Origin of the sequence: Rhodococcus sp. NPDC049939, assembly GCF_040656415.1 — a bacterium.
Taxonomy (GTDB): Bacteria; Actinomycetota; Actinomycetes; order Mycobacteriales; family Mycobacteriaceae; genus Rhodococcus_F.
On record NZ_JBFAMC010000001.1, the window covers coordinates 1,579,894 to 1,604,984 of the forward strand.

19 protein-coding genes are annotated in these 25,091 nt (G+C 63.9%); 8 read left to right on the forward strand and 11 right to left on the reverse strand.

The genetic code is table 11. From position 1 onward, the window contains the following. Nucleotides 1-51: 51 nt before the first annotated feature. Entirely contained in the window at nucleotides 52-711 is a 660-nt protein-coding gene (locus AB0I57_RS07280; RefSeq protein ID WP_358331859.1) for a TrkA family potassium uptake protein, read from the reverse strand. Nucleotides 712-757: 46 nt separating this feature from the next. After that, on the reverse strand, nucleotides 758-1,423 hold the full coding sequence (locus AB0I57_RS07285) for a TrkA family potassium uptake protein (protein WP_358331861.1): 666 nt from the start codon (nucleotides 1,421-1,423) through the stop codon (nucleotides 758-760). A 175-nt stretch (nucleotides 1,424-1,598) separates the two neighbouring features. Here AB0I57_RS07285 and AB0I57_RS07290 point away from each other — a divergent pair, with 175 nt between their 5' ends. From AB0I57_RS07290 to AB0I57_RS07300, 3 genes are read left to right on the forward strand one after another with little or no spacing between them, the layout of a single operon-like run. Then, a complete protein-coding gene (locus AB0I57_RS07290; RefSeq protein WP_358331864.1) occupies nucleotides 1,599-3,608 on the forward strand; it encodes an APC family permease in 2,010 nt (669 codons plus the stop codon). Further along, nucleotides 3,605-4,900 carry a class I SAM-dependent RNA methyltransferase gene (locus tag AB0I57_RS07295; protein WP_358331867.1) on the forward strand — a complete coding sequence of 432 codons (1,296 nt, stop codon included), beginning with the start codon at nucleotides 3,605-3,607 and terminating at the stop codon, nucleotides 4,898-4,900. Before AB0I57_RS07290 ends, AB0I57_RS07295 begins: the two co-directional genes overlap by 4 nt. Nucleotides 4,901-4,956: 56 nt before the next feature. Continuing rightward, nucleotides 4,957-5,439: a MarR family winged helix-turn-helix transcriptional regulator gene (locus AB0I57_RS07300; protein WP_358333271.1), complete on the forward strand. Its 483-nt coding sequence runs from the start codon at nucleotides 4,957-4,959 to the stop codon at nucleotides 5,437-5,439. Between the two features lie 64 nt (nucleotides 5,440-5,503). On the opposite strand, the gene AB0I57_RS07305 is transcribed toward AB0I57_RS07300, so the two are convergent. The 3 genes from AB0I57_RS07305 to glsA form a co-directional block, all read right to left on the reverse strand. Beyond that, entirely contained in the window at nucleotides 5,504-6,352 is an 849-nt protein-coding gene (locus tag AB0I57_RS07305; RefSeq protein ID WP_358331870.1) for an ABC transporter permease, read from the reverse strand. Continuing rightward, complete coding sequence (locus tag AB0I57_RS07310; protein WP_358333273.1) at nucleotides 6,349-7,311, reverse strand: ATP-binding cassette domain-containing protein; 963 nt, start codon at nucleotides 7,309-7,311, stop codon at nucleotides 6,349-6,351. The genes AB0I57_RS07305 and AB0I57_RS07310 overlap by 4 nt, the downstream gene beginning before the upstream one ends. 90 nt (nucleotides 7,312-7,401) lie before the next feature. Next, nucleotides 7,402-9,222, reverse strand: a complete 1,821-nt coding sequence (glsA, locus tag AB0I57_RS07315) for a glutaminase A (RefSeq protein WP_358331873.1) — start codon at nucleotides 9,220-9,222, stop codon at nucleotides 7,402-7,404. 227 nt (nucleotides 9,223-9,449) lie between these two features. On the opposite strand from glsA, the gene dxs reads away from it, so the two are divergent. After that, a complete protein-coding gene (dxs, locus tag AB0I57_RS07320) occupies nucleotides 9,450-11,423 on the forward strand; it encodes a 1-deoxy-D-xylulose-5-phosphate synthase (protein ID WP_358333276.1) in 1,974 nt (657 codons plus the stop codon). A gap of 51 nt (nucleotides 11,424-11,474) precedes the next feature. Here the strand turns inward: dxs and AB0I57_RS07325 are convergent, their stop codons facing one another. From AB0I57_RS07325 to AB0I57_RS07345, 5 genes are all read right to left on the reverse strand, one after another. Continuing rightward, nucleotides 11,475-12,878, reverse strand: coding sequence for a sugar porter family MFS transporter (locus tag AB0I57_RS07325; protein ID WP_358331876.1), 1,404 nt, complete (start codon nucleotides 12,876-12,878; stop codon nucleotides 11,475-11,477). A 667-nt stretch (nucleotides 12,879-13,545) separates the two neighbouring features. Further along, nucleotides 13,546-15,657: a 3-hydroxyacyl-CoA dehydrogenase NAD-binding domain-containing protein gene (locus AB0I57_RS07330; protein ID WP_358331879.1), complete on the reverse strand. Its 2,112-nt coding sequence runs from the start codon at nucleotides 15,655-15,657 to the stop codon at nucleotides 13,546-13,548. Beyond that, entirely contained in the window at nucleotides 15,658-16,866 is a 1,209-nt protein-coding gene (locus AB0I57_RS07335; protein ID WP_358331882.1) for a thiolase family protein, read from the reverse strand. Between the two features lie 168 nt (nucleotides 16,867-17,034). Next, nucleotides 17,035-18,321, reverse strand: a complete 1,287-nt coding sequence (locus AB0I57_RS07340; RefSeq protein WP_358331885.1) for a ribonuclease D — start codon at nucleotides 18,319-18,321, stop codon at nucleotides 17,035-17,037. 48 nt (nucleotides 18,322-18,369) lie between these two features. Continuing rightward, a complete protein-coding gene (locus AB0I57_RS07345; protein WP_358331888.1) occupies nucleotides 18,370-19,773 on the reverse strand; it encodes a wax ester/triacylglycerol synthase family O-acyltransferase in 1,404 nt (467 codons plus the stop codon). Between the two features lie 165 nt (nucleotides 19,774-19,938). On the opposite strand from AB0I57_RS07345, the gene AB0I57_RS07350 reads away from it, so the two are divergent. Next, nucleotides 19,939-21,201 (forward strand): alpha/beta hydrolase, encoded by a 1,263-nt coding sequence (locus tag AB0I57_RS07350; protein WP_358331892.1) that lies wholly within the window; start codon nucleotides 19,939-19,941, stop codon nucleotides 21,199-21,201. 4 nt (nucleotides 21,202-21,205) lie between these two features. On the opposite strand, the gene AB0I57_RS07355 is transcribed toward AB0I57_RS07350, so the two are convergent. After that, complete coding sequence (locus AB0I57_RS07355; protein ID WP_358331895.1) at nucleotides 21,206-21,799, reverse strand: DUF3000 domain-containing protein; 594 nt, start codon at nucleotides 21,797-21,799, stop codon at nucleotides 21,206-21,208. 161 nt (nucleotides 21,800-21,960) lie between these two features. On the opposite strand from AB0I57_RS07355, the gene hemE reads away from it, so the two are divergent. The 3 genes from hemE to hemQ are packed head-to-tail and all read left to right on the forward strand — an operon-like array spanning nucleotide 21,961 to nucleotide 25,086. After that, nucleotides 21,961-23,028: a uroporphyrinogen decarboxylase gene (gene hemE / locus AB0I57_RS07360; RefSeq protein ID WP_358331898.1), complete on the forward strand. Its 1,068-nt coding sequence runs from the start codon at nucleotides 21,961-21,963 to the stop codon at nucleotides 23,026-23,028. Beyond that, on the forward strand, nucleotides 23,025-24,386 hold the full coding sequence (locus AB0I57_RS07365; RefSeq protein WP_358331901.1) for a protoporphyrinogen oxidase: 1,362 nt from the start codon (nucleotides 23,025-23,027) through the stop codon (nucleotides 24,384-24,386). Before hemE ends, AB0I57_RS07365 begins: the two co-directional genes overlap by 4 nt. Nucleotides 24,387-24,390: 4 nt before the next feature. Next, the gene (gene hemQ, locus AB0I57_RS07370) at nucleotides 24,391-25,086 is read left to right on the forward strand and encodes a hydrogen peroxide-dependent heme synthase (RefSeq protein ID WP_358331904.1); all 696 of its coding nucleotides are present in this window, start codon (nucleotides 24,391-24,393) and stop codon (nucleotides 25,084-25,086) included. The last annotated feature ends 5 nt before the right edge of the window (nucleotides 25,087-25,091 follow it).

Genomic DNA, 25,091 nt, shown 5'->3' on the forward strand with positions numbered 1-25,091 from the left:
CCGGGCGGTGGTGCCCGAAACATCCGTCGGCTCGGACGTGGTCGGCCGAGGTCACTGGAGTCCCACGGCCGCCCGCAGGTCGTTCTCGACGTCCACCGATGCAACGAACAGCAGTTCGTCCCCACCCTCTAGAGGGTCGTCTTGCTGGGGCACGATCACACGTCCGCCACGAAGGATCGTGACCAGCGCGGCGTCTCGAGGCAATTGGAGTTTGCGGACGGGCTTGCCTGCGAATGCGGTGTTGTCGGGCAGGGTGACCTCGACGAGGTTGGCCTGGCCCTGACGAAGCGTCATGAGTCGCACCAGGTCGCCGACCGAGACCGCCTCCTCCACCAGGGAGGCAAGCATCCGGGGGGTGGATACCGCGACATCGACTCCCCAGGACTCGTCGAACAACCATTCGTTGCGTGGGTCGTTCACACGTGCCACGACGCGACTTACCCCGAACTCCGTCTTCGCGAGGAGGCTCAGAACCAGGTTGGCCTTGTCGTCACCGGTGGCTGCGATCACGATCTCGTACGTCTCCAGTGAGGCCGATTCGAGGCTGCTCAATTCGCAGGCATCGGCATGCACCCAGGTCGCGTCCGGTACGGAGGCCTGTTCGACGTGTTCGAGTTTGCGCTCGATCAGCAGCACCTCATGGTGACTGCGAACCAGTTCGCGTGCGATAGAACGTCCTACTGCACCGGCTCCTGCGATTGCGACTCTCATCGATTACTTCCGTTCGGATGGTCGATCGTGGATATTCCTTCCCCTGTCAATCATCTATGGGCGGGGGATTGCTTGCGAGTGCGACCGCCTCGGCCACTGTTCCCGACACGGCCGCGACATAGACCTGATCGTCGGCCTGAAAGATAGTCTTACGATCAGGCAGGATGCCGCTTCCGAAGCGGATGATGAACGCCACACGTGAGCTCGTGGCTGCTTCGAGTTCGTTGATCGGCCGACCGATCCAGCCTTCGTGCAGTGACAACTCGGTAACGGCCACCGTTCCCGACGGATCGCGCCATTTGGCTGTTTGGCTGTCGCGGGTGAGGGTGTGAAGGAAGCGGTCCGTCGACCAGGGGACGGTGGCGACGGTAGGGATACCGAGGCGCTCGTACACCGCGGCTCGTTTGGCGTCATAGATCCGGGCGACGACGCGTTCTACGCCGAACGTCTCACGTGCGACACGCGCGGCGATGATGTTGGAATTGTCGCCGGATGACACAGCGGCGAACGCCTCGGCGCGGTCGGTACCGGCCTCGACCAGCACGTCACGGTCGAAACCCATCCCGACGAAGGTGTGACCGGGAAAGTCGCGCTCGAGTCGCAAAAATGCGGCGGGGTCACGATCGATCACCGCGACCTCGTGCCCTATCCGGGTCAGCGAGCTGGCGAGGGATGCCCCGACCCGGCCACATCCCATGATGACCACATACACGTTTTGCTCCGTTCAGGGGTTCTGGAGACACGTCTCGAGTACGTGCTTACCGAATCGAACCGTACAGTGCTCGCGCGTGAGGGCAAGCAATACGCACATCGCAATCTGGACACACAATCTGAATACATTGGTGGGTGCAGGCTCAGGTCTCTCTCGTTCGGCATAGGCTTTTCCGGTGTCAAAGCTCTCGACAGCCACCAAGCGGCTACTGCTAGGCAGACCCTTCCGGAGCGACAAGCTCGGGCACACGCTGCTACCCAAGAGGATTGCCCTCCCGGTTTTCGCCTCGGACGCGATGTCTTCGGTCGCGTACGCGCCCGAGGAGATTTTCCTCATGCTGTCCATTGCCGGTATAGCCGCGTATGCGTACGCGCCCTGGATCGGGCTTGCTGTCGCCGCGGTGATGGTGATCGTTGTGGCCAGCTACCGCCAGAATGTGCATGCGTACCCCTCGGGCGGCGGTGACTACGAAGTCGCAACTGTCAATCTCGGTCGAAACGCGGGGCTGACCGTCGGCAGCGCCCTGCTGGTCGACTACGTGTTGACTGTGGCGGTCTCGATCTCTGCGGCCGCATCGAACATCGGGTCGGCGATCCCGTTCGTCGCCGAACACAAAGTGCTGTTCGCGGTGGCGGCCATCGGGCTGCTGACCGCCATCAATCTCCGTGGTGTCCGCGAGTCCGGCGTCACCTTCGCCATCCCGACTTACGCATTCGTAATCGGGATGGTGGTGATGCTCAGCTGGGGACTGATCCGAATCTATGTGTTCGGTGAGGATCTGAGGGCCGCGTCGTCCGTGTTCGAGCTCGAGGCCGAGGATTCCCACCTTTACGGGATTGCATTCGCGTTCCTGGTCGCTCGGGCGTTCTCGTCCGGATGTGCCGCGCTGACCGGTGTCGAGGCGATCAGCAACGGCGTGCCGGCCTTTCGCAAACCGAAGTCGCGCAACGCGGCGACGACACTGCTGATGCTCGGAGCCATCGCCATCGTGTTGCTGATGGGGATCATCATCCTCGCCCAGAAGATCGGCGTCGTCTACGCCGACGACCCGGCGACGCAGCTGGTCGGGGCGCCTGAGGGTTACAACCAGAAAACACTCATCACGCAGATCGCCGAGACGGTGTTCAGTGGATTCCCGATCGGCTTCTACGTCATAGCCACCGTGACCGCTCTGATCCTCGTGCTCGCTGCAAACACCGCGTTCAATGGATTTCCCGTCCTCGGATCGGTACTCGCGCAGGATCGCTATCTGCCGCGTCAACTGCACACCCGCGGCGACCGCCTGGCATTCAGTAATGGCATCCTGTTCCTGTCCGGGGCTGCCATCGCCTTCGTCGTCCTGTTCGACGCCGAGGTCACCAGACTGATCCAGCTCTACATCGTCGGGGTTTTCGTCTCGTTCGTAATGAGCCAGGCCGGGATGATCCGGCACTGGACCCGGCACCTGAGGTCTGAGACGGACCCCGCCCAGCGTCGCCGGATGTACAGGTCACGGGTGATCAACTCGATTGGCCTCGGCATGACCGGCGCGGTGCTGATCATCGTGGTGATCACCAAGTTCGCGATCGGTGCGTGGATCGCCATCGTGGCGATGGTCGCGATCTTCGTCGTGATGAAACTGATCCGCAAACACTACGACACTGTGACCGCCGAGCTCGAGGAACAGGAGTGGGACGGCGTCCTGCCCAGCCGAACCCACTCGATCGTCCTCGTCTCGAAACTGCACATGCCGACGATGCGTGCGCTTGCCTACGCCCGCGCAACCCGCCCCGACACGCTGGAAGCGATCACCGTGAACGTCGACGAACCCGACACCCGCGCACTCGTGCGGCAGTGGGAGAAGAGCGACATCACGGTGCCGCTGAAGGTGATCGAGTCGCCCTACCGGGAAATTACGAAGCCCGTACTCGACTACGTGCGCCGCGTCCGCAAGGACTCTCCGCGCGACGTCGTCACCGTGTTCATTCCCGAATACGTCGTGGGGCACTGGTGGGAGCAGATCTTGCACAACCAGAGCGCTCTACGGCTCAAGAGCCGACTGCTGTTCCAGCCGGGTGTGATGGTCACCAGTGTTCCGTGGCAGTTGAATTCGTCGGAGAAGGCCAAACCGCTGAACATCCAGAACACGCCAGGGGCGACACGCCGCGGTTACGAACCCGAGGGAAACGACGGTGAGAGGCGTTGAGCGAAAACTGGATGGGCAGGCATCTCGAACTGCAACTGGGGAACCCCGGGCACGGCGGATTCGTCATCGCCCGGCACGAGGGTCGCGTGGTCTTCGTCCGGCACGGTCTGCCGGGTGAGCGCGTGACGGCCGTCGTCACAGAGGATCGAGGCGGTTCTTTCTGCCGGGCCGACGCAATCGAGATTCGCGACGAATCGCCTGAGCGGGTAACGCCCGTGTGCCCCATATCGGGGCCGGGAGGTGCGGGGTGCTGCGACTTCTCACACGCAAGCCTGCGGGCGCAGCGGGAGATGAAGTCCCAGGTGGTATCCGAGCAATTGGCGCGTCTTGCGCGGGTGCGTAAGACCGTCGACGTCGAGGAACTGCCAGGCACTGGTGACGGCACCGGCTGGCGCAACCGGGTGAGGCTCGTCGTCGACGAGGAGGGCCATCCCGGTTACCACGTGTATCGGAGTTCGGGGATAGTGACCGATCTTGCGTGCCCTCAGATCAAGTCGGGCGCCTACGATGGTGTGGCCGAACAGGATTGGAATCCTGGCAGTGAGGTGCAAATCGCCGTCGACGGAGCAGGCGAGCGGCACATCGTCGAGATAGCTCCACCCAAGGTGTCGAAGACAGGGCGTACCAATCCTGGGCGGCGGGGAACTATGGCGCGCCGGACTGCACGCGGTGCGCCCCGGACGGAGCGGGTGGTTCGCGGATCAGGGCGTCCGGTGGAGCGCGTGGGCGACCGTGAATGGTCGCTCGCCGCGACGGGCTTCTGGCAGGCACATCGTGGCGCCGCGGAAACCTATTCGGAAGTGGTTGCCGAGTGGGCGGAGATTTCCCAGGGCGACGTCGCGTGGGATCTCTACGGCGGAGTTGGCGTATTTGCCGCCGCACTGGCCGATGCCTGCGGCGCGTCCGGTCACCTGGACTGTGTCGAGTCCTCGCGACAGGCCGTCGCCGACGGCAAGGCAGCACTGGCTGATCTGCCGCAGGTCCACTTTCACGGCGTCCGCGTGGAACGAGCGATATCTACGCTGCGAACCCCACCGAGGGTCGTGGTGCTCGATCCACCCAGATCCGGAGCGGGTCCCGGCGTGATCGACGCGGTCACTACCGCCGGGGCCGAACGCATCGTGCACGTCGGCTGCGACCCGGCATCATTTGCCCGTGACATCGGTCTCTACCTCGGGCAGGGCTACCGGGTGCACGAGATACGTGCTTTCGACGCGTTTCCCCTTACACATCACGTGGAGTGTCTGGCATTGCTCGTACGTGCCGATCAGGGCGCTCACAGTGGTTACTGAAAGCAACGAAATGTTATAGTTGTTGCGCAATGAGTGAGCGGTTGGATCGGAACGCGATGCCGGTACAGGCAGATACTGCGCAGGCACTTGTCGACGGGGTGTTCGCGCTCGGGCGGTCGCTGCGTTCGGTCCTGGCCGCGAGCGGCGAGACGAAAATCGCTCCTGCACTTACGAGTGTGCTCTTCGCGTTGGCTGCGCGCGGGGAGTGCCGACAGAACGAGTTGGCTGCCGATCTGTGCGTGAGTCAGTCTTCGCTGAGTCGGCAGATCTCCGAGCTTGTCGATGACGGTTACGTCTCACGCGCCACTGATCCTCAGGACAAGCGAGCGTCGCGTATCAGGGTGTCGCCGGCCGGACTGGAGATCCTGCGCGAGACCACCGAGAGGCGTGCCGAACGACTTCGCAGCATGCTCGAAAGTTGGTCTCAGGAACAGGCATTGGCCGCGGTGGCGGCGTTGGCTCAGCTCAACGATACGTTCAGCGCCGCTCAACGCCGCAACCCGCGCTCCGTGCAACTCCCGTCACAGCCCGGGGGCTGACGGGGATTCGGGCAACCGAGTTCACCGCGGTTAACCCTTCGGCGATGCGGAGTGGACACCGAGACTACGACTTGCGGTTGTACAGGCGCATCGTCAAGGGCCCGAAGATCAGAACGAACCCGGCGCACCAACCGAAGACGACGGCGAGTTCGGCCGCCTGGACCGTCCCGGCCATGAGCCCGCGAATAGCCGTTACCAACTTGCTGATGGGATTGACCCCTACGAATGCCTGGAGCCAGCCCGGCATTGTGGCGGGGTCGACGAAGATGTTGCTGGCAAATGTCAGCGGGAACAGGATGACCATCGCCACTGCGAGGACCGACTGCTCCGTGCGCATCACGATGGCGATCATCGTCCAGATCCAAGACAGGCTGAACGAGAACAGCAGGAGAAGGGCGATCGAGGCCACGACGCCGACAGGGCCCCCGACTGGACGGAAACCCAGAATCAGCCCGAGGATCAGGACGATGATCGAAGCGATCGTGTAGCGAGCGACGTCGCCGAGTAGCGCCCCGACGAGAGGTGAGGGACGCCAGATCGGAAGCGAACGGAACCGGTCGAAGACGCCTTTCTCGATGTCCTTGTTGAGGGTCAACCCCGTGTACATCGTGATCATGACAACCGTCTGCACGAGGATCCCCGGCAGCAGGAACTGGACATACGCGCTGGTAGATCCAGCTAGTGCGCCACCGAACAGGAATGTGAACATCAGTGTGAACATGATGGGGAACATGGTCACGTCGAAGAGTTGCTCGGGGACGTGCTTGATCTTGAGCAGAGCGCGCCAGCCGAACGACAGGGATGTCGACACCGCCGTCGGCTTCGTCGGCCTCGGCCCCGGCACCTTCAGGACGTCTGCGACGGCGCCGGCGCTTGTGCCGGCAACGTCCCGGCTGGTGGTGCTAGCGGTCATTGTGAATTCTCCTCGGTGGGTCGACCGGTCAGAGATAGGAAGACTTCGTCAAGGCTCGGTTGGCCTAATGCGAATGTGCTGATGGCGATTCCAGCTTCGTCGAGCGCGGGCAGTGCCCGCGAAACGCGGGTCGGGTCATCGATGCGGGCAGTGAGAGCTAGAGGATCAGACTCCTCGGTGACAGGTACCTCGAGCACCTGACGCAGTAGAACTGCCGCAGCCGAACGCGTGTCGATATCGGCGACACGGACGTGCAGGGCACCCGAACCGACAGAGGATTTCAGTTCACCGGTGGTGCCCTCCGCGATCACCTTGCCGTGATCGATGACGGCCACCCGGTCGGCGAGTTGGTCGGCCTCGTCGAGATACTGCGTCGTCAGCAACACGGTCGTGCCTCCGGCTACCAGTGCGCGGATGATCTCCCACACCTGATTACGGCTGCGCGGGTCCAATCCGGTGGTGGGCTCGTCGAGGAAGATCATTTCCGGTGTGACGATGATGCTGGCCGCGATATCGAGTCGCCGACGCATACCACCGGAGTATTTCTTCACCTGCCGGTTTGCCGCCTCCTCGAGTCCGAACGCGGAGAGTAGCTGTTCGGATCGGGAACGGGCGGCCGCACGGGTATACCCGAACAGGCGCCCGAGTAGGAGCAGGTTCTCGGTGCCGGTCAAATCCTCGTCGAGCGAGGCGAACTGGCCTGTGAGCGAAACCTTGCTTCGAACCGCGTCTGCTTCGGTCGCAATGTCGTGCCCCAATACGGTGGCCGATCCGCCGTCGGGCGGAAGGAGTGTGGCCAACATGCGAATCGAAGTGGTTTTGCCTGCGCCGTTGGGTCCGAGTACGCCGTAGACACCTCCGAGTGGCACAGTGAGGTCGAGGCCGTCCACCGCACGAGTGGATCCGAACATCTTGACGAGCCCGGCCGTCTCGATGGCCAGCTTGGTTGCCATGAGTATTTGCCCCCTGCTATCGATGCGAACGTTGCCGACTCCGAACAACAGTGTCCGCTATGTGTAGCTCCGGCAACTGATTTTCGGGCGAACCGCTCAGCGGCCGCTGCCCTGCCCCAGTAGGGACCTCAACATCAGGTCGAGTTGTTCGTAGGCGCCCGATGCGAGTCGCTCGAGCAGCGCCAGCTTGAGTTCCGGTTGTACTGAAGCCATTTCGTCGTACAGATCGGCCGTCAGGAGCGCGACCGTCACCGGCGTGTCCGTACGGACGTCGTTGAGGAAGCGGGAACCGAGAATCGTCGTCATCTCCCCGAAGCTCATTCCGGCAGACAGTGTCACGATCCGGTGTGTCGCCCCCGATTGGTCGGTGATCGTGGTGCTCACCTGACCGGACAGCAGCAAGAACAAACCACGCGTGGCGTCACCACGTCGGACGATGTATTCACCGCGAGGGTATGTGCGTATCTCGAGAGTGTCGGTGAACCGCTCCAGTTGCTCGGGACTCAGCGAGGACAACATCGGATGCTCGGCGACAGCAACCGAGGGGGACTGGCGGTCGGTGCTGCAGTGTCGATCAAGCAGGATGTCTTCGCACCACTGCACGGCGGAATCGAGATCGGCGTATACCCTGCCTGCGCTTCCGGACAAGTCGGACTGCGTGTTGCCGAGCAGGCCGACCGGATCGACGAAGGCGATCGCGAGACCCTGTTTCGCGAAGTCGACGCGAAGGGCTTCGATCATGCGACACGCGATTGCGCCGACTTCGTCGACACGGCGGATGTCGACGACCACTGCTTCGAGATCCTCCTCGGATCCGCCGATCTCCCGAACCGCTGTCTCAGCACCCGCGAACAAGAGATCACCATGGAGTTCGTAGATTCGGCCCCGTTTGCCGACATCGTCGAGTGCGGCCCGTTCAGCGGATGTCCGTCGCATCCGGGAAGGCGCGTCGGAGACGGAGTAGCTGGCGCGGATCGCGGACCGGGCTGCGCGGGTGACATGAAGGAAGTGCAGTTCGAGTTCCGACGAGAGGGCTCGGCATGCCATCACGCCGCGGACGCTGTTGCCGTGGGAATCGAGACGCGGTGAGTAGATCGCGATGCCGACTTGACCGGGAAGCACGGCAATGACCCCGCCGCCGACGCCGCTCTTGGCAGGCAACCCCACCTCGCACAACCACTTACCGGCCGCGTCGTACATCCCGCATGTCGACATCACACTGAGCACTCGCTCGGTGAGCACCGGATCCAGGACGGTGTCACCGGTGACGGGGTTGACTCCGTTGTTCGCCATCGTCGCGGCCATCAAGCTCAGATCCCGGCAGGTCACGTTTATCGAGCATTGGCGAAAGTACAGGTCGACCGCTTCGTCGGGGTCGCAGGCGATGATGCCGAACGAGCGCAGCATGTGCCCTATGGCGCGATTGCGGTGCCCGGTCCGCGACTCGGATGTGTGCACGGAGTCGTTGAAGGTCAGTTCCCGGCCCGCGTACCGCGAATACGTCCTCAGAAGCCGCTCGAATCGCGAGTCCGCGTCCTGTCCGGCCACCATCGCCGCCGCGGTGATGGCGCCGGCGTTGATCATGGGATTGCGTGGACGCCCGGTGTCGGGGTCGAGACTGATCTCGTTGAACGCTTCCCCGGACGGTTCGACATCGATCTTGGCGGCGATGGCGTCGGACCCGTGGTCGGCGAGCGCCAGAGCGTAGGTGAACGGTTTCGAGATGGACTGGATCGTGAAGGGCACTCGGGTGTCGCCGACTTCGTAGACATGGCCGTCGACGGTCGCGACGCAGATGCCGAACGAGTCCGGTTCCACGGCCGCGAGCTCGGGAATGTAGTCGGCAAGTGCACCGTCACGGTTGTCCACCGTTCGGTCGAAGATGTTCGCGACAAGTGCCTCCACAACTGTGCCCATGAGACGACCCTAGGAGCCCGATCATCGGGATGCCGGGGTTCGGGTGAAGCCGGCTGTCGCGGTAATCTTGTGAAGCCAGTCACGACGGTGGCGGCAATACCCTAGGAGAATCGTCGCGGCAGGGTCCTACCGGGCCACACCGTGTATCGGGTAGGTCTGCGCCTCCGTACACTGGGTTCACTGTCACGTGAAGGAACCGCGTGGCAGTGGCACGTAAGGCAGCGTGCATGACGGAGGGAGCGATCTCGTTGGGTGTTCTTGCCCGTATCCAGACGCCTGACGATCTTCGTCAGCTGAATCCAGCGGAGATGAGGCAGCTTGCCGAGGAGATCCGTGAGTTCCTCGTGCAGAAGGTCTCGGCGACCGGCGGGCATTTGGGACCGAATCTCGGTGTGGTCGAGTTGACACTCGCGGTACACCGTGTATTCGAGTCGCCAACAGACCCGATCATCTTCGACACTGGTCACCAGGCGTACGTCCACAAGATCCTTACCGGGCGCAAGGACGACTTCGATTCGCTCCGCAAGCGGGGCGGGCTCTCCGGCTACCCGTGTCGGGCCGAGAGCGATCACGACTGGGTCGAGTCTTCGCACGCCTCGGCATCACTGTCCTACGCGGACGGCCTGGCGAAGGCGTTCGAGCTCACCGGCCAGTCGCGGCACGTGGTTGCCATCGTGGGCGACGGCGCCCTGACCGGTGGAATGTGCTGGGAGGCCCTGAACAACATTGCGGCTGGCAGGGACCGTTCGGTGGTTATCGTCGTCAACGACAACGGCCGCTCGTACGCCCCGACGATCGGTGGCCTCGCGGACCACCTCGCCACGCTGCGTCTCAAACCCTCTTACGAGCGGATCCTCGACGGCGGTCGCAGGATGCTCGAGAAGCTCCCTTGGGTCGGACGGCCCGCCTATTCGGTGCTGCACGCAGTAAAGGCCGGACTCAAGGATGCCGTCGCTCCGCAGGTGATGTTCACCGATCTCGGGATCAAGTACTTCGGACCGGTCGACGGCCACGACGAGGTTGCGCTCGAGTCCGCGCTGCGGCGTGCGAAGGCGTTCGGCGGACCTGTCGTCGTTCATGCCGTCACCCGCAAGGGTATGGGCTATGCGCCTGCCGAGAACCACGTGGCCGATCAGATGCACTCGACCGGCGTGATCGATCCTGCGACTGGAAAGTCGACCGGAACTGCGTCGACCGATTGGACGTCGGTATTCTCCGGCGAATTGATCGAGCAGGCCGGTCAGCGGCAGGACATCGTGGCAATCACCGCGGCCATGGCGGGGCCGACCGGGCTTGCCGCTTTCGGCGAAAAATACCCAGACCGGATGTTCGATGTCGGGATCGCCGAGCAGCATGCCGTCACCTCTGCGGCGGGACTCGCGCTTGCCGGAATGCATCCGGTGGTCGCGATCTACTCGACCTTCCTCAACCGCGCGTTCGACCAGGTGCTGATGGACGTGGCCTTGCTGAAGTTGCCCGTCACCTTCGTTCTCGACCGGGCAGGTATCACCGGCAGCGATGGGGCCAGCCACAACGGCATGTGGGACATGTCCATGCTGGGCATAATCCCCGGTATGCAGGTCGCGGCTCCTCGCGACGCAGCCACCCTCCGCGAGGAGTTGATCGAGGCACTGAGCGTTCAAGGACCGACCGCACTGCGCTTCCCGAAGGGTGCAGTCGGCGATGTCGTGCCCGCGGTGAGCCGAATGGACGGCGTCGTCGACGTTCTCCGCGCACCGTCCGGGCCGAAAGACGTCCTGATTGTGTCGGTTGGTGTGTTCGCCGGTCTCGCACTCGCCGCTGCTGACCGTCTGGAGGACCAGGGTATCTGCGCGACCGTTGTCGACCCGCGCTGGGTCCTCCCGGTACCGGAGTCGCTTGTGAAACTAGCCTCGGACTACAGCATGGTCGTCACTGTCGAGGACAGTGGCCTGCACGGCGGCATCGGTTCCACCGTCTCATCTGCGTTGCGATCGGCCGGGGTGGATGTTCCCTGCCGTGATCTCGGTGTCCCACAACAGTTCCTGGACCACGCATCCCGCTCAGAGATCCACGCCGAATTGGGCCTCACCGCCCAGGACGTCGCCCGGCAGATCACGGGATGGGTTGTCGGCCTGGGGAACTTACACCCAACGCTGCCTTCCGGCGTCGACGCGGATGAGCGTCCCGCGCGCGTCGAGAAGAGCGGCCGTCAAAGCTGAATCCTCGCCGACTGGCTCCGGCCGAACCACATGTGATTCGGCCGGATCGGATCACGCTTCCATTTCCTCGAGTTCCTTGCCCGTTGTCTCCGGAAGCTTGGACCGAATGAAGAAGAACGACATGAGGGCGAAGAAGGCGAACAGACCGTAGAGGATCCACAGACCGACCGACTGGGTCATTACCGGAACGAACAGAGTCACTACGAAATTCGTGAGCCAGTTGGCCATTGCGGCGGTCCCCATGGCCACCGTGCGCATGTCGTTCGGGAACATCTCGGCCAACAGCACCCACATGACAGGCCCCCAAGTGGCGGCAAAGAAGACGACGAAGAGGTTGGCGCCGGCGAGCGCAATCGCGCCCCACGGATTGGCGAGCTGGACGTTGTCGCCGCTTCCCGTCGCCTGCGAGAATGCGATCGCGGTAAACAGCAGGCTCACAAACATTCCGAGAGAGCCGATCATCATCAGATTCCGACGGCCGAACCGGTCGACGAACAAGATGGCGACGAATGTCATGGTTACGTTGATCACCGAGGTGATCACCGATGTTATGAAGGACTGGCTCTCGGTGAACCCCACGGACCTCCACAGCGTGGTGGAGTAGTAGAAGATCGCGTTGATGCCCACCAATTGCTGGAACGCCGCCAAACCGATTCCGATCCAGACCAGGCGGTTCAGCCCGAACGTCGAGCCACGAATGTCCGCGAACGAGGTAGGCCTCTCGTGGTGCAGGGTATGCCGGATCTCCCGGACCCGTTCCTGGGGATCGTGGTCGCCGGTGTAGGTCAGGAGGACTTCGACAGCCTCCTGGTCGCGGAACCTTTCGACCAGGTAGCGGGGAGATTCGGGAATGAGAACGGCCAGAATGCCGTAGGCGGCCGCAGGTATGAATTCGACGAGGAACATCCATCGCCAGGCCTGCAGGCCGAACCACAATTCGTTTGCCGCGCCAGACGCGAAGTTCGCCAGTACTGCATTCGACAGCAGGGCAGCGAAGATGCCGATCGTGAGGGCCAGTTGTTGGAGCGAGGCAAGTGCACCACGGTAGCGAGCGGGTGCGATCTCGGCGATATACGTAGGTGCGATAACGGATGCGATACCGATGCCGACTCCGCCGATGACGCGCCACGCCATCAAGTCGAACACGGTTACGGCGAGTCCCGACCCGAGCGCGGAAACGGTGAAGAGCGCTGAACCGAGCAGCATCACTCTCTTGCGACCCAAACGGTCGGCGATGCGGCCTGCGAACCACGCGCCGGCGGCACATCCGAGGAGAGTGATCGCTACGGAGATGCCTAGGCCAAACGATCCGAGATCGAAATGCCCCTGAATGGCATCGACGGCACCGTTGATGACCGCACTGTCGAAACCGAAGAGAAAGCCGCCCACGGCAGCCGCGACGCTGACACCAATGACTTTGGCAGTGTGTGCAGTTGATACTTCAGATTGTGTCATCGCAGACCTGATTTCGATAAGCGTTCCTACTTAGGGGAGCGAAAGAGGTTGGTCCGGAGATCACCCTACGCCCGAAGCGCCGATTCACCGATAGGTTAACTAAACTTTTTTTGTTTGTTATTGTGAGTTTTTTTGTCCGGTTATGTCTTTTTGCCTTTTTTTGGCTTTGTTGGAGAGTGTTGAAATCGAAAACTTGAAATCGAAAATACTGTGAGGATCAATCGACTCGTCGAACGCTGCTCCACATGCGCTTGGCTACCGGCGGTGTCGTGAGATCGCGACGCGCGGTCGTGACGATGACGGGCGAAGTTGTTACTCAGATCAAGGATATCGCTCGAGGAGCGGATGGCGGCTAGGGAGCCAGTTGTTGCGCTCGCCGGATGGTGCCTGTTCTCCGGCCCGCTCGTTCAGGGGTCGAGTGAGATCCGGTTGTCGTGCTCGGCGTCCCCGAGAGGGCGGTGCGATGGTGCCGGGTAGGAGATCGAGTCACTCGAGTCCCTGGGGCACAAGGGATCCAGGGTGAAGACGGAGCCCGAGTAGGGCGCGGTGCTGCAGTGTGATGCCCACCGATGGGCATTCTTTTCGTTTCAAGACCCAGCGATGGTCGTTGAAACGTGAACGGGCGCGGCACGAGATCCCGTGCCGCGCCCGTTATTTGGCCCAGTCGCTACTTCACACTCGCGACACCGGGAGCAAGGAACCGCTTTCCGTTGACGGCCTCAGACGTGCCGGTGCGGTCCAGGTACGGCGTGATGCCGCCGTTCCAGAATCCGAACCCGCCACCGAGGATGAGGCAGAGGTCGATGTCCTCGGCCGCGGCGACAACACCCTCGTCGAGCATGATCTGGATCTCCTCGGCGAACGCGCGACGAGTGCGTTCGAGGACCTCCTCCGCCGTGGACGGCTTGTCGCCCTGCTTCCACAGTGCCGCGACCTCGGGGTCGACGACCTGCTTGCCGTTGGCGTCGTAGCTCCACACGGCTGACTTCTTGGCCTCGACCAGGGCCTCGAGTCCAGGTGAACTCGTGAACCGCTTCGGGTAGGCCTCCTGGAGAGTCTCACCGGTGTGCAGCGCCACGGCCGGGCCGACGAGGGCCAGCAGGGTGAACGGCGTCATCGGCATGCCGAGTTCGGTGATTGCGGTGTCGGCCACGTCGAACGGCGTGCCCTCGTCCACCGCGGACATGACCTCGCCCAGGGTGCGGGTTACGAGCCGGTTGAAGACGAAGCCTGCCTTGTCACCACACAGCACGGCGGACTTCTTGATCGACTTCGCGGTCGCGAAAGCCGTTGCCAGCGCAGCGTCGTCGGTCTTCTCGCCCTTGATGATCTCGAGCAGTGGGAGCACGGCGACCGGGTTGAAGAAGTGGAAGCCGACAACACGCTCGGGGTGCTTCAGATCTGCGGCCATCTTGGTGATCGACAGCGAGGACGTGTTGGTCGCCAGGATGGTCTCGGGGGAGATGTACTCCTCGAGTTCCGCGAAAATCTTCTTCTTCAGGTCCAGGTTCTCGAACACTGCCTCGATCACGAAGTCGGTGTTCGCGAACGCAGCCTTGTCCAGTGAACCGGACACGAGGCTCTTGAGGCGGTTCGCGGCGTCGGGGGAGAGCCTGCCCTTGCCCTGCAGTTTGTCGATCTCACTGTGAACGTACGCGACACCCTTGTCGATCCGCTCTTGATCGATGTCGGTGAGGATGACCGGCACCTTCAACTGGCGGACGAACAGCATCGCGAGCTGGCTCGCCATCAGGCCGGCTCCGATGATGCCGACGCCGGTGACCTTGCGTGCCAACGACTTGTCCGGTGCGCCTGCGGGGCGCTTGGCGCGCTTGTTCACGAGGTCGAACGCGTACAGGCCTGCGCGCAACTCGTCGGCGAGCAGCAAGTCGGCGAGAGCCTCGTCCTCGGCGGCGAAGCCCTTGTCGAGGGATGCGGGGTCGGTGAGGTCGATTGTCCGCGCAAGTTCGAGGAGTTCGACGGCTCGTACCGGTCCAGGGGCGTTGTTATTGGTCTTGCCCGCGACAATTGCCTTCGCGCGTGCGACGGCTTCGTCCCAGCCCTGCCCCCGGTCGATCTCGGGGCGATCCGGGGTGATCTCTCCCGCGAGAACTTTTGCGGCCCAGGCGAAGGACTGCTCGAGGAAGTCGGCCGAGCTGAACACCGCGTCGACGACGCCGAGTTCGAGGGCCTTCTTCGGGCTGAGCGTCTTGTTCTGGTTCAGCGCGTTCTCGATGACGATGGTGACAGCATTCGAGGGACCGACGAGGTTGGGGAGCAACTGTGTTCCACCCCAGCCGGGAACCAGTCCGAGGAACGTCTCGGGGAGGCCGAGCGCGCCCGCACTTTCGGAAGCTGTCCGGTATTGGCTGTGCAGCGCGACTTCGAGCCCGCCGCCGAGTGCGACCCCGTTGACGAACGCGAACGTCGGCACCGAGGACTCGCGCAGGCGGCGGAACACCTTGTGGCCGAGGCGACCGAGTTCGAGCGCCTGGTCGCGGTCGGTGATGCTGGGGACACCTTTGAGGTCCGCTCCGGCCGCGAAGATGAACGGCTTGCCGGTGATCGCGATCGCTACCGGGTTGGCGGCGAACGCCTCGTCCAGTGCGGCGTCGAGAGCGACCAGACCGCCGGGGCCGAATGACGACGGCTTGGTGTGATCGAAACCGTTGTCGAGGGTGATCAGCGCGACCGGTCCTTCGATGTTCGGAACCGCGACGATCTTGGTGTATGCGTTCGTCACGACCTCGTCGGCGAACGCTGTTGCGATAGAAGTCATTTACTTCGCTCCGTCAAAAATCGGGTTTTCCCAGATGACCGTTCCACCCATACCCAGACCGATGCACATCGTGGTCAGGCCGTAGCGGACGTCAGGACGCTGGGCGAACTGGCGGGAAAGCTGGGTCATCAGGCGTACGCCCGAGGACGCCAGGGGGTGGCCGCATGCGATGGCCCCGCCCCACTGGTTGACCCGCGGATCGTCATCGGCGATGCCGTAGTGCTCCAGGAAGGCGAGAACCTGAACCGCGAATGCCTCGTTGATCTCGAACAGTCCGATGTCCTCGATCTTCAGACCGGTACGGGCAAGCACCTTCTCGGTGGCAGGCACCGGGCCGATCCCCATCACGGCGGGGTCGACGCCCTGGAATGCGAATCCGACCATGCGCATACCGATCGGTAGCCCGAGTTCGGTGGCCGTGTCCTCGCCGGCGAGGAGTGCGGCGGTGGCGCCGTCGTTGAGGCCTGCGGCATTACCGGCGGTGATCCGGCCAGCAGGGCGGAAGGGAGTCTTGAGCTTGGCAAGGTCCTCGATGGTCGTTCCAGGGCGCGGCGGCTCGTCCTCGGTGGCCAGACCCCAGCCGGTGGCGGATCGGGTGGCGACGGGGACGATGGTGTCGGCGATGAAGCCGGCCTTGCGTGCTTCCTCGTACTTGTTTTGGCTCGCTACCGCGTACGCGTCGGTACGGTCCTTGGTGATGCTCGGGAACCGGTCGTGGAGGTTCTCGGCTGTATTGCCCATGACGAGCGCGCTGGGGTCGACGAGACGATCGGCGAGGAACCGGGGGTTCGGGTCTGCGCCTTCGCCCATCGGGTGGCGGCCCATGTGTTCGACGCCGCCTGCGATCGCCACATCGTACTGGCCGAATCCGATTCCGGACGCGGTGGTGGTTACGGATGTCATAGCGCCGGCGCACATGCGGTCGACAGCGTAACCCGGCACTGTTTCGGGGAGTCCGGCGAGGATCCCGGCCGTGCGGCCGATGGTCAGACCCTGGTCGCCTGTCTGCGTGGTCGCGGCAACGGCGACCTCGTCGATACGAGCAGGATCTAGTTGCTGATTGCGGCGAAGCAGTTCGCGGATGGTCTTCACGACGAGGTCGTCTGCACGTGTCTCCGCGTAGATGCCCTTGGGCCCGGCCTTGCCGAATGGCGTGCGGATGCCGTCGACGAAGACGACGTTGCGTTGATTGGTGGTGGATGGAGCCACGCGAATTCCTCCTGGTGGAGCAGTTTGGTCCCGGATCACGACAAGGTGTCCGGCCTCCTGGCCAGCTTACCCCTACCTTACCCGCGGGTAACTTGGCGGGGCGCTGCCGGAAACCTCAACAGCGTACCGAGCATCCGTGTCGGGCGACCAGTGCGCCGCTATCGGAATTCAGCTGCCCTCGGCGCTTTTCGGTTGGGTGGAGGCGAGCGCTGCTCCCAGTACGGGGACAGTCAGCCGGCGTTGCCACGGCCGCGCACGGCCGGCAGCGACAACCTGCTCGATCGCGGCCTCGAAGTCACCGTTCTCGGGTGCCGTCCAATCCCAGCAGAGCCGTCGGACGAGTTCGGGCGAGAGCAGATTCTCCACCGGAACCGATACGTCTTCAGCAAGTGCCGAGAGGGCGGTTCGGGCGGCTGTCAGTCTCTCGGCCGCATCCGGATTGTGCCGCGCCCACCGGCTTACCGGCGGCGGACCCATTGAAGGTGGGTTCTTGGTCGGGAGTTCGGAGTCGGGCAACGCCCGGGCGGCTTCGAGTGCCTGAAGCCAGACTCGGGACAGTCGCCGTTGACGGGGGCCGCCGAACACCGGCAGGGCTCGTAGGGCCGCGATGGTCTGAGGATCCTTGCCCGAGGCTTCGATGATCGCCGAATCCGGCAGGACCCTGCCAGGAGAAATGTCGCGTTTTCGGGCGAGGTCCTCCCTTGCGTGCCACAGCGAGCGAGCGGAGGCGAGTTGCCGTTGCGTCTTCAGCGACGTGATGTGTGACGTGCGCCGCCAGCGATCGGGTTTAGGCCTCGGCGGCCCGCCGAGTCGGACGTGCTCGAACTCCTGCTTCGCCCAATCGCTCTTGCCCTGCTTGTCGAGTTCAGCGGCCATCTCGTTTCGTAGTTCGACGAGCAATTCGACGTCGAGTGCCGCATAGTTCAGCCACGACTCTGGTAGTGGACGCTTCGACCAGTCCGCAGCTCCGTGCCCCTTGCGAAGTTCGAAGCCCAGCATCCGATTGACCATCGCGGCGAGGCCGACCCGTTCGAAACCGGCCAGGCGCCCCGCGAGTTCGGTGTCGAACAGGGTCGCCGGTGCCAGCCCCAGCTCCGCAAGGCCCGGCAAATCCTGGTCGGCGGCGTGCAGGATCCACTCGAGCGGGTTGATCGCCTCGGCGAGCGGGGCGAGATCATCGGCGCAGGGTATCGGGTCGAGGAGAATGGTCCCGGCGCCCTCGCGCCGCAGTTGCACCAGGTACGCCCGCGACGAATACCGAAAGCCCGATGCCCGCTCGGCGTCGACCGCCAGGGGGCCGGTGCCCCGGTTCAGTGCCGAAGCGGCTTTCTCGACCGACTCGGCGGTGGCCACCACATCCGGCGCGCCGTCCCTCGGAGAGAGCAAGGGTGTGATGAGTCGGCCTTGCTCTTCGTAGGGATCGTGTGACGGGCTCTCGTCGGTGACTTCGGGCATGGAAACTGACTCTACGTCCCTCCGGAGCAGCCGCATGAAAGGTTGGATTCACACACAGGCCTGGGTGGCCTCCAGGAGTTCGTCGAGCGCGGCAGGAAAAGCGTCGACCAGATCCCACAGGTGCGGAGCGAGTTCGGGGCAACTCATGAGGCCGACGTTGAGCTGACCGTCGAGCGACATCACCGTCACGTTGAGAGCCGCGCCGTGGAAGATCGGACCGAGTGGATACATGGCCTTGATCAGGGCGCCGAGGAAATACATCGGGACAGGTGGTCCGGGCACGTTGGAGATGACCAGATTGTGAACCACGGGATGTCGTTCGGCCAGACCGAGCGTCGAGTAGAGGCGCATAGCGGTGCCGAACACCGCCTGGCCCGCGAACTGGGACCAGTCATGGAGCAGGCTCGCGCCGAGCTCGTCGTTGTGCCCCTTGGAGGTTGAGTTTCCTTCTGCGATCTCCAGTAGGCGTTCGACGGGGTCCGCCATGTGGGTTCCGAGTTCACTCAACATCACGGATACCTGATTGGTTCCGGGACGGTCTGTCTTTCCGTGCACCGAGACAGGCACTGCCGCGACGAGCGACCTGTCGGGCAGCTCCCCCCGATTCTCGAGGTAATGACGCAGGGCGCCCGAGCACATGGCGAGGACCACGTCGTTGACTTTGACACCGAAGGCATCCTTCACCTTCTTGACCTTGGCGAGGTCGACTTGGGCGAATGCCATGTTGCGGCGGCCGGTCAGTGTTCCGTTCAAAGAGGTACGCGGCGCGGTGAACGGCGCGGGCATCGCATCCCCGCGGCGGGCGCGGTCCATCCAGCGAGGTAGTACGGCGAGGCTCTCCGGGAGGATCCTGAGCAGCTTCGCGGGCCGTGAGGCCACCGCCAACAGTCCGTCGAGGGCGATGTCGAGAGTGCTCGCCCGGCCTGTGCCCCCCGAGTTCTCCGGAGACTCATCGGGGCTCGACCACGCCGCTTCCGGAGAGAAGCCGCACAGATGGGCGATCATGTTCGCGCCGCTGACACCGTCGACCCCAGCGTGGTGCATCTTCGCCATGACAGCGACTGAGCCGTCCTCGAGCCCCTCGATCACCCACATCTCCCACATGGGCCGAGTGCGGTCGAGTTGAATCGCCGCGATCTCTCCGCACATCCGGGCCAGCTCGTCACGGCCACCAGGGGACGGAAGGGCGACTTGATGGAAATGCCTGCCGATGTCGAAGTCGGTGTCCTCGACCCACACGGGATGATCGAGGTTGAATCGGGAGTCCTGCAACTTTCGGCGGAACGCCGGTATGCCTCGGATGCGCGCGGTGAGTTCGACCTCGAGTTCGGCGAACGAATATCCGCCCGGAATCGTAGAGACGTCGAGAACGACGAGCCCGCACACATGCAGCGGTTGTGTCGACGTTTCGAGGTAGAGGAAGGATGCGTCGAGTCCGCTGAGTCGTTGCATGACCCAAATAGTAGAACACGTTCTAGAGAATGGTCCAGTCCGATGGAAAATTCAGTGGTGAAAGCACGATTTTCTACTTGAACCCCTGGGCCTTCTTGTTCTCGATTCGTGGCGGTATCGCAGGCTGCACATTCGAGAGATCGGAACATGTTCTACGGTGAGGGCATGATTCGAGGCTTCGTTCTCCGGCAGATGGCCGGGGCAGCGCTCACGGCCAACGCTTTGCGTCCAGTGCCTGGTGCGCCCGCGTCGGTGGTCGCATTCTTTTCGGGGTGGCTGACCACGGAACTGGCACCGCATCTGCTCGTGGCGACGGCCGCGGACGCCGCCCAGCACGCCGCCCGACGCGGGGCACGAACCCGCGCCGACCGTGTAGGGCTCGCGCTGGCCGGGGCATCTGTGGCGGGCCTCGCCGCGGTCATCGCCACTGGACGGGGTGCCGGTCGGGAAGCTGAATCGGCGCTCGTCGATGCACTCGGCGAGGGCTACGCGGATCGCGACGGCGCCGTCGGACGCACGGGTCGACCCATCTGGCGTCAGCTCCTCAATCCGTTCTGGATGCGGGACAAGACGGTCACAAGGGTCAGAGACATCGCGTACCTGCCAGGCGGACGAAGGACTCGTCTGGACATCTACCACCGGCACGATGTGCCGACGAAGAGTCCCGTACTTCTGCAGATTCACGGTGGGGGATGGGTTTTCGGCAACAAAGACCAGCAGGGACTGCCGCTCATGCTCGAGATGGCTTCTCGGGGATGGGTCTGCGCAGCCGTGAACTACCCGTTGTCACCGAGGGCGAAGTGGCCGGCGCACCTGATCGCGATCAAGCAGGCGCTTGCCTGGCTTCGGGAGAACGTCGAGGAGTACGGCGGCGACCCCGATTTCATCGCGGTGACCGGCGGGTCGGCAGGTGGCCATCTTGCGGCAATGGTCGCGTTGACGGCCGGGGACGCGCGGTTTCAGCCGGGATTCGAGGATGTCGACACCTCGGTGCAGGCGTGCGTGCCCTACTACGGCGTCTACGACATCGCCGGCGATACGGGAATCAAGCTGGTTGTCCAACGCGTGCGCTCGGGCCTGATGCCGATGGTCTTCGGCAAACGGGCGAGGTTCCCCGAGGACTACAGGGCCGCATCGCCGCTGTCCCATCTACGGGCCGACGCGCCGCCGTTCTTCGTGATCCATGGCACGAGCGATTCGCTGGTGCCGGTCGAAGAGGCGCGGGTGTTCGTCGACGAGTTCCGGAAGGTGTCCGGCAACCCGGTCGCATATGGTGAGCTGCAGGGGGCGCAGCACGCGTTCGACGTCTTCCCCTCGATCCGCAGCATCGGTGTCACACGTGCCGTCGGTCGCTTTCTCGAGTGGTCACGTAGAGGGAAACCAGCGCCTCTGGCAGCGGTGACCTCCACGGAGGCGACGTCCGCGTAGCGGACTAGTGGTCGCCGGGCGTGTGCAGTTGCGCGGTGCCTGCCGGTGGCAGGCCTGCGGCATATGCCAGGACCTCGCAGAATGCTTCGACGTGCGGTTCCAGTTCAACCGACGTCGCAGTCCAGGAGGCCCGCAACTCCAGTTGGTGAGCTTTCGGAGGCCCCACGATGTCGCCGTAACGGAACGACGCCGTCGCGGTCACGGTTCCGCCGAGCGCATTGAGGGGTTCGTTGCGTGACTCGAGCGCGTCCACGAGCCAACTCCACGCCACCTCCGGAAGAAGCGGATCCTCGGCCACCGCAGCATCGAGGTCGGCCTGAATGTAGGCGACGAGCCGCATCGTTCCATTCCAGGCTTCGTCGCCTTCGGGATCGAAGAGGAGGATCAATCTGCCGAACGCGTCACTGTCGCCCTGCCCGACGACATCACCGCTGTCGGCATGACCGACCTCTGCCATTAAGGCGTAGCTGTGCGGCGCAAGGCGCTGTGGGGGCCGGGTGGGGCCGATGTCGATGTCAGCACGAACTCGAGCCGAGTTCATCGCGGCGACGGCGCTGCGGAACTCGGCCGGTTCGACGGGCGATCCCGAAGTCGTCACAGTCCGCGACGGTAGACCCGGATACACCCATCTGGTCGGAGGCGCGCCGAGTGGGGCCGATCCGAGGCGAGGTCCCGGCATGGCAGCATGAGAGCCGCCGACAAAGAGTTGGGCAGAGAGTGCGAGGGTCGATGAGCGGGTTGGAAAATACCAATGCGGGCATGAGTGAGCGGGCGGTTTACGCCTCGAAACGGGTGCTGTCGGATTCGCCATTCCTGGCGGCTGCGGAAGGCCGTACTCCTCGCCACCGCCCGGTGTGGTTCATGCGGCAGGCGGGCCGATCACTTCCCGAGTATCGCGAGATCCGTGCAGGGATCGGCATGCTCGAGTCGTGCTTCGATCCGGCGCTCGTCTGCGAGATCACGATGCAGCCCGTGCGCAGGCACGGTGTCGACGCGGCGATCCTGTTCTCGGACATTGTGGTGCCGCTGAAGGCTGCGGGCATAGACCTGGACATCGTTGCGGGAACCGGACCGGTCGTCGCGAACCCGGTTCGGTCGATTTCAGATGTCGCCGGGCTGCCGCGCCTCGTTCCAGAGGAGGTTGGGGCAGTCGAGCAGGCGGTGCACTTGCTCACCGAGGAGTTGGGCTCGACGCCGTTGATCGGTTTCGCGGGGGCGCCCTTCACCCTGGCCTCTTACCTCGTCGAGGGTGGTCCGAGCCGCAACCACGAGCGCACGAAGGCGCTCATGTATTCCGACCCGAAGACGTGGCACGCGCTGCTGGGCACTCTGGCCGACACCACCATCACATTCCTTCAGGCCCAAATCCGAGCGGGAGTCGACGCGGTACAACTGTTCGACTCGTGGGCAGGAGCGCTGTCCTTGGCCGACTACCGGGAATTCGTTCTTCCGCATTCCGAGCGAGTGTTCGTCGAGTTGGCGAACGCGAAGGTGCCACGCATCCACTTCGGTGTCGGCACCGGTGAACTACTCGGCGTGATGGGTGAAGTGGGAGCGGACGTGGTGGGCGTCGACTGGCGGATTCCCCTGGACGTGGCGGCCCGCAGAGTGGGCCCCGGCAAGGCGCTGCAGGGCAACCTCGACCCCGCCGTGTTGTTCGCCGGGCCGTCCGCCGTCGAAAAGCAGGTCCGCCGCATCGCCGCCGAGGCAGATTCCGCTCTTGCCGGCGGAATGACCGGTCATATCTTCAATCTCGGCCACGGGGTCTTGCCGGACACCGATCCGGGAGTGCTGACCGCAGTCGTCGAGTTGGTGCACTCGTTGTGACCGCGACGTCGCCGAATCTGCTCGTCGTCGGTGGCGGTGTGTCCGGGCTCGTTGCCGCGTACCGACTCCGGAAGAGATTCGGCGCGGCGGCCCGCATCACTCTGGCAGACGGTGCGGCCCGACTCGGCGGCAAGCTGCGCACGGTAACGATGGCGGGCGGACCCGTCGACGTCGGTGCGGAGGCGTTCATCGCGCGTCGCCCGGAGGTGCCTGCTCTTCTGGACGAACTCGGGCTGTCCGATCAATTGGTCTATCCGGCGGGGCTGCATCCGCTCATCTGGTCCGAGAACTCGCTACACCCCCTGCCGCAGAACACCTTGATGGGTATCCCTGCCGACGCCGACAGCCTCCGTGGCCTCGTCGACGAACGGGCACTCGAGCAGATCGCGGGTGAGCGGGCGTTACCCCTCGACTGGACCCCAGGTTCGGATATGTCGGTTGGCGCCCTCGTGGGCGAACGGTTCGGTGCCCAGGTGGTCCGACGGTCCGTGGATCCGCTTCTCGGCGGGGTCTATTCAGGTCTGGCAGACACCATCGGCGTGCGTGCTGCGATACCGACCCTGGCCGAGGCCCTCGACCGCGGTGCCACGAGCCTGTCCGCAGCCGTGGCCGACGCACTGCCCGCTCCGACTGCAGGTCCCGTGTTCGGGACCTTGCGCGGGGGCTACGAGGTCCTCCTGGAGGCGCTGTCGGCGGCTGCTTCGGTGGAGTTCGTGCCCGAACACATTCGTTCGCTTCGGCGAGACGGGGAAGGCTGGCGGGCGGACCCGGTAGGACGAGTGGACGGAGTGATCCTGGCCGTACCTGCCACCCAGCTGAGCGGCTTGCTCGTCGACATCGCTCCGAAGGCCGCCGCTGCGGCCGAGAGAATCCCACTGGCGTCGTCGGCGGTGGTTGCGTTGGCACTTCCGATCGATGTGAACGTTCCACCCAACTCGGGGATCCTCGTCGCCACCGACGCGACGCTCGAAGCGAAGGCATTCACGCTGTCGAGTCGCAAGTGGGCACACCTAGCCGAACGTGGGGTGACATTGGTGCGGGCGTCCTTCGGGCGGTTCGGCGACGCCGGGATCGTCGATGCCACCGACGAGGACTTGGTCGCCGCGGCCCGACGTGACCTCGCAATCGTGACCGGTGTGTCCGACATGCCCGTCGCTACACACGTGCAGCGTTGGCACGGCGGGCTACCGCAGTACGGTCCCGGTCACCTCGACCGGGTTGCGGCGATCGAAGAGGAAGTGGCAGGTCTCGACGGTGTGGAGGTGGCGGGGGCTCTGCTGCACGGGGTCGGTGTGCCCGCTTGCATCGCCGCTGCCACGACGGCCGCGGCGAGGCTCTCGGGGCGAGTGGCACCATAGACCCATGGCACGCCTCGACTTCGACGCATTGAACTCTGAAATCCGCTACCTCATGTTCTCGGTCTTCCAGGTGCAACCCGGTGTCCTCGGGGACGATCGGGAAGCTGTCGCCAAGGAAGCACGGGTCTTCTTCGAAGGACAGGCAGAAAAGGGTGTCGTGGTACGCGGTCTCTATGACGTAGCCGGACTGCGTGCCGACGCAGACTTCATGATCTGGACTCATTCGGGAAGCATCGAGGCGCTTCAAGCCGCCTACTCCGATTTCCGCCGTACGACCGCGCTCGGGCGCGCGAGCGCCCCGGTATGGAGCAACGCCGCGTGTCATCGACCCGCGGAATTCAACAAGAGTCACATCCCCTCGTTCATCGCGGGCGAGGATCCCGGTGACTACGTCTGCGTGTACCCGTTCGTCAGGTCCTACGAGTGGTACCTGCTCCCGGACGAAGAGCGTCGCAAGATGCTCGCCGATCACGGTATGGCAGCTCGTGGATACAAGGACGTGCGCGCCAACACCGTTCCGGCGTTCGCGCTGGGCGACTACGAATGGATTCTCGCGTTCGAAGCCCCCGAGTTGTATCGCATCGTCGATCTCATGCGTGATCTGCGCGCCACCGAGGCACGACTGCACGTGCGCGAAGAAGTGCCGTTCTTCACCGGCCCGCGGGTCGACGTGGACAAGCTTGTCGCCACTCTTCCGTGATCGGC

Bases quoted from the DNA above. Each gene is read 5' to 3' on its own strand.
- AB0I57_RS07280 (WP_358331859.1), bottom strand. From the start codon at position 711: ATGAGAGTCGCAATCGCAGGAGCCGGTGCAGTAGGACGTTCTATCGCA.
- AB0I57_RS07300 (WP_358333271.1), top strand. From the start codon at position 4,957: ATGCCGGTACAGGCAGATACTGCGCAGGCACTTGTCGACGGGGTGTTC.
- AB0I57_RS07305 (WP_358331870.1), bottom strand. From the start codon at position 6,352: ATGACCGCTAGCACCACCAGCCGGGACGTTGCCGGCACAAGCGCCGGC.
- glsA (WP_358331873.1), bottom strand. From the start codon at position 9,222: ATGGGCACAGTTGTGGAGGCACTTGTCGCGAACATCTTCGACCGAACG.
- dxs (WP_358333276.1), top strand. From the start codon at position 9,450: ATGACGGAGGGAGCGATCTCGTTGGGTGTTCTTGCCCGTATCCAGACG.
- AB0I57_RS07325 (WP_358331876.1), bottom strand. From the start codon at position 12,878: ATGACACAATCTGAAGTATCAACTGCACACACTGCCAAAGTCATTGGT.
- AB0I57_RS07330 (WP_358331879.1), bottom strand. From the start codon at position 15,657: ATGACTTCTATCGCAACAGCGTTCGCCGACGAGGTCGTGACGAACGCA.
- AB0I57_RS07340 (WP_358331885.1), bottom strand. From the start codon at position 18,321: ATGCCCGAAGTCACCGACGAGAGCCCGTCACACGATCCCTACGAAGAG.
- AB0I57_RS07345 (WP_358331888.1), bottom strand. From the start codon at position 19,773: ATGCAACGACTCAGCGGACTCGACGCATCCTTCCTCTACCTCGAAACG.
- AB0I57_RS07350 (WP_358331892.1), top strand. From the start codon at position 19,939: ATGATTCGAGGCTTCGTTCTCCGGCAGATGGCCGGGGCAGCGCTCACG.
- hemE (WP_358331898.1), top strand. From the start codon at position 21,961: ATGAGTGAGCGGGCGGTTTACGCCTCGAAACGGGTGCTGTCGGATTCG.
- hemQ (WP_358331904.1), top strand. From the start codon at position 24,391: ATGGCACGCCTCGACTTCGACGCATTGAACTCTGAAATCCGCTACCTC.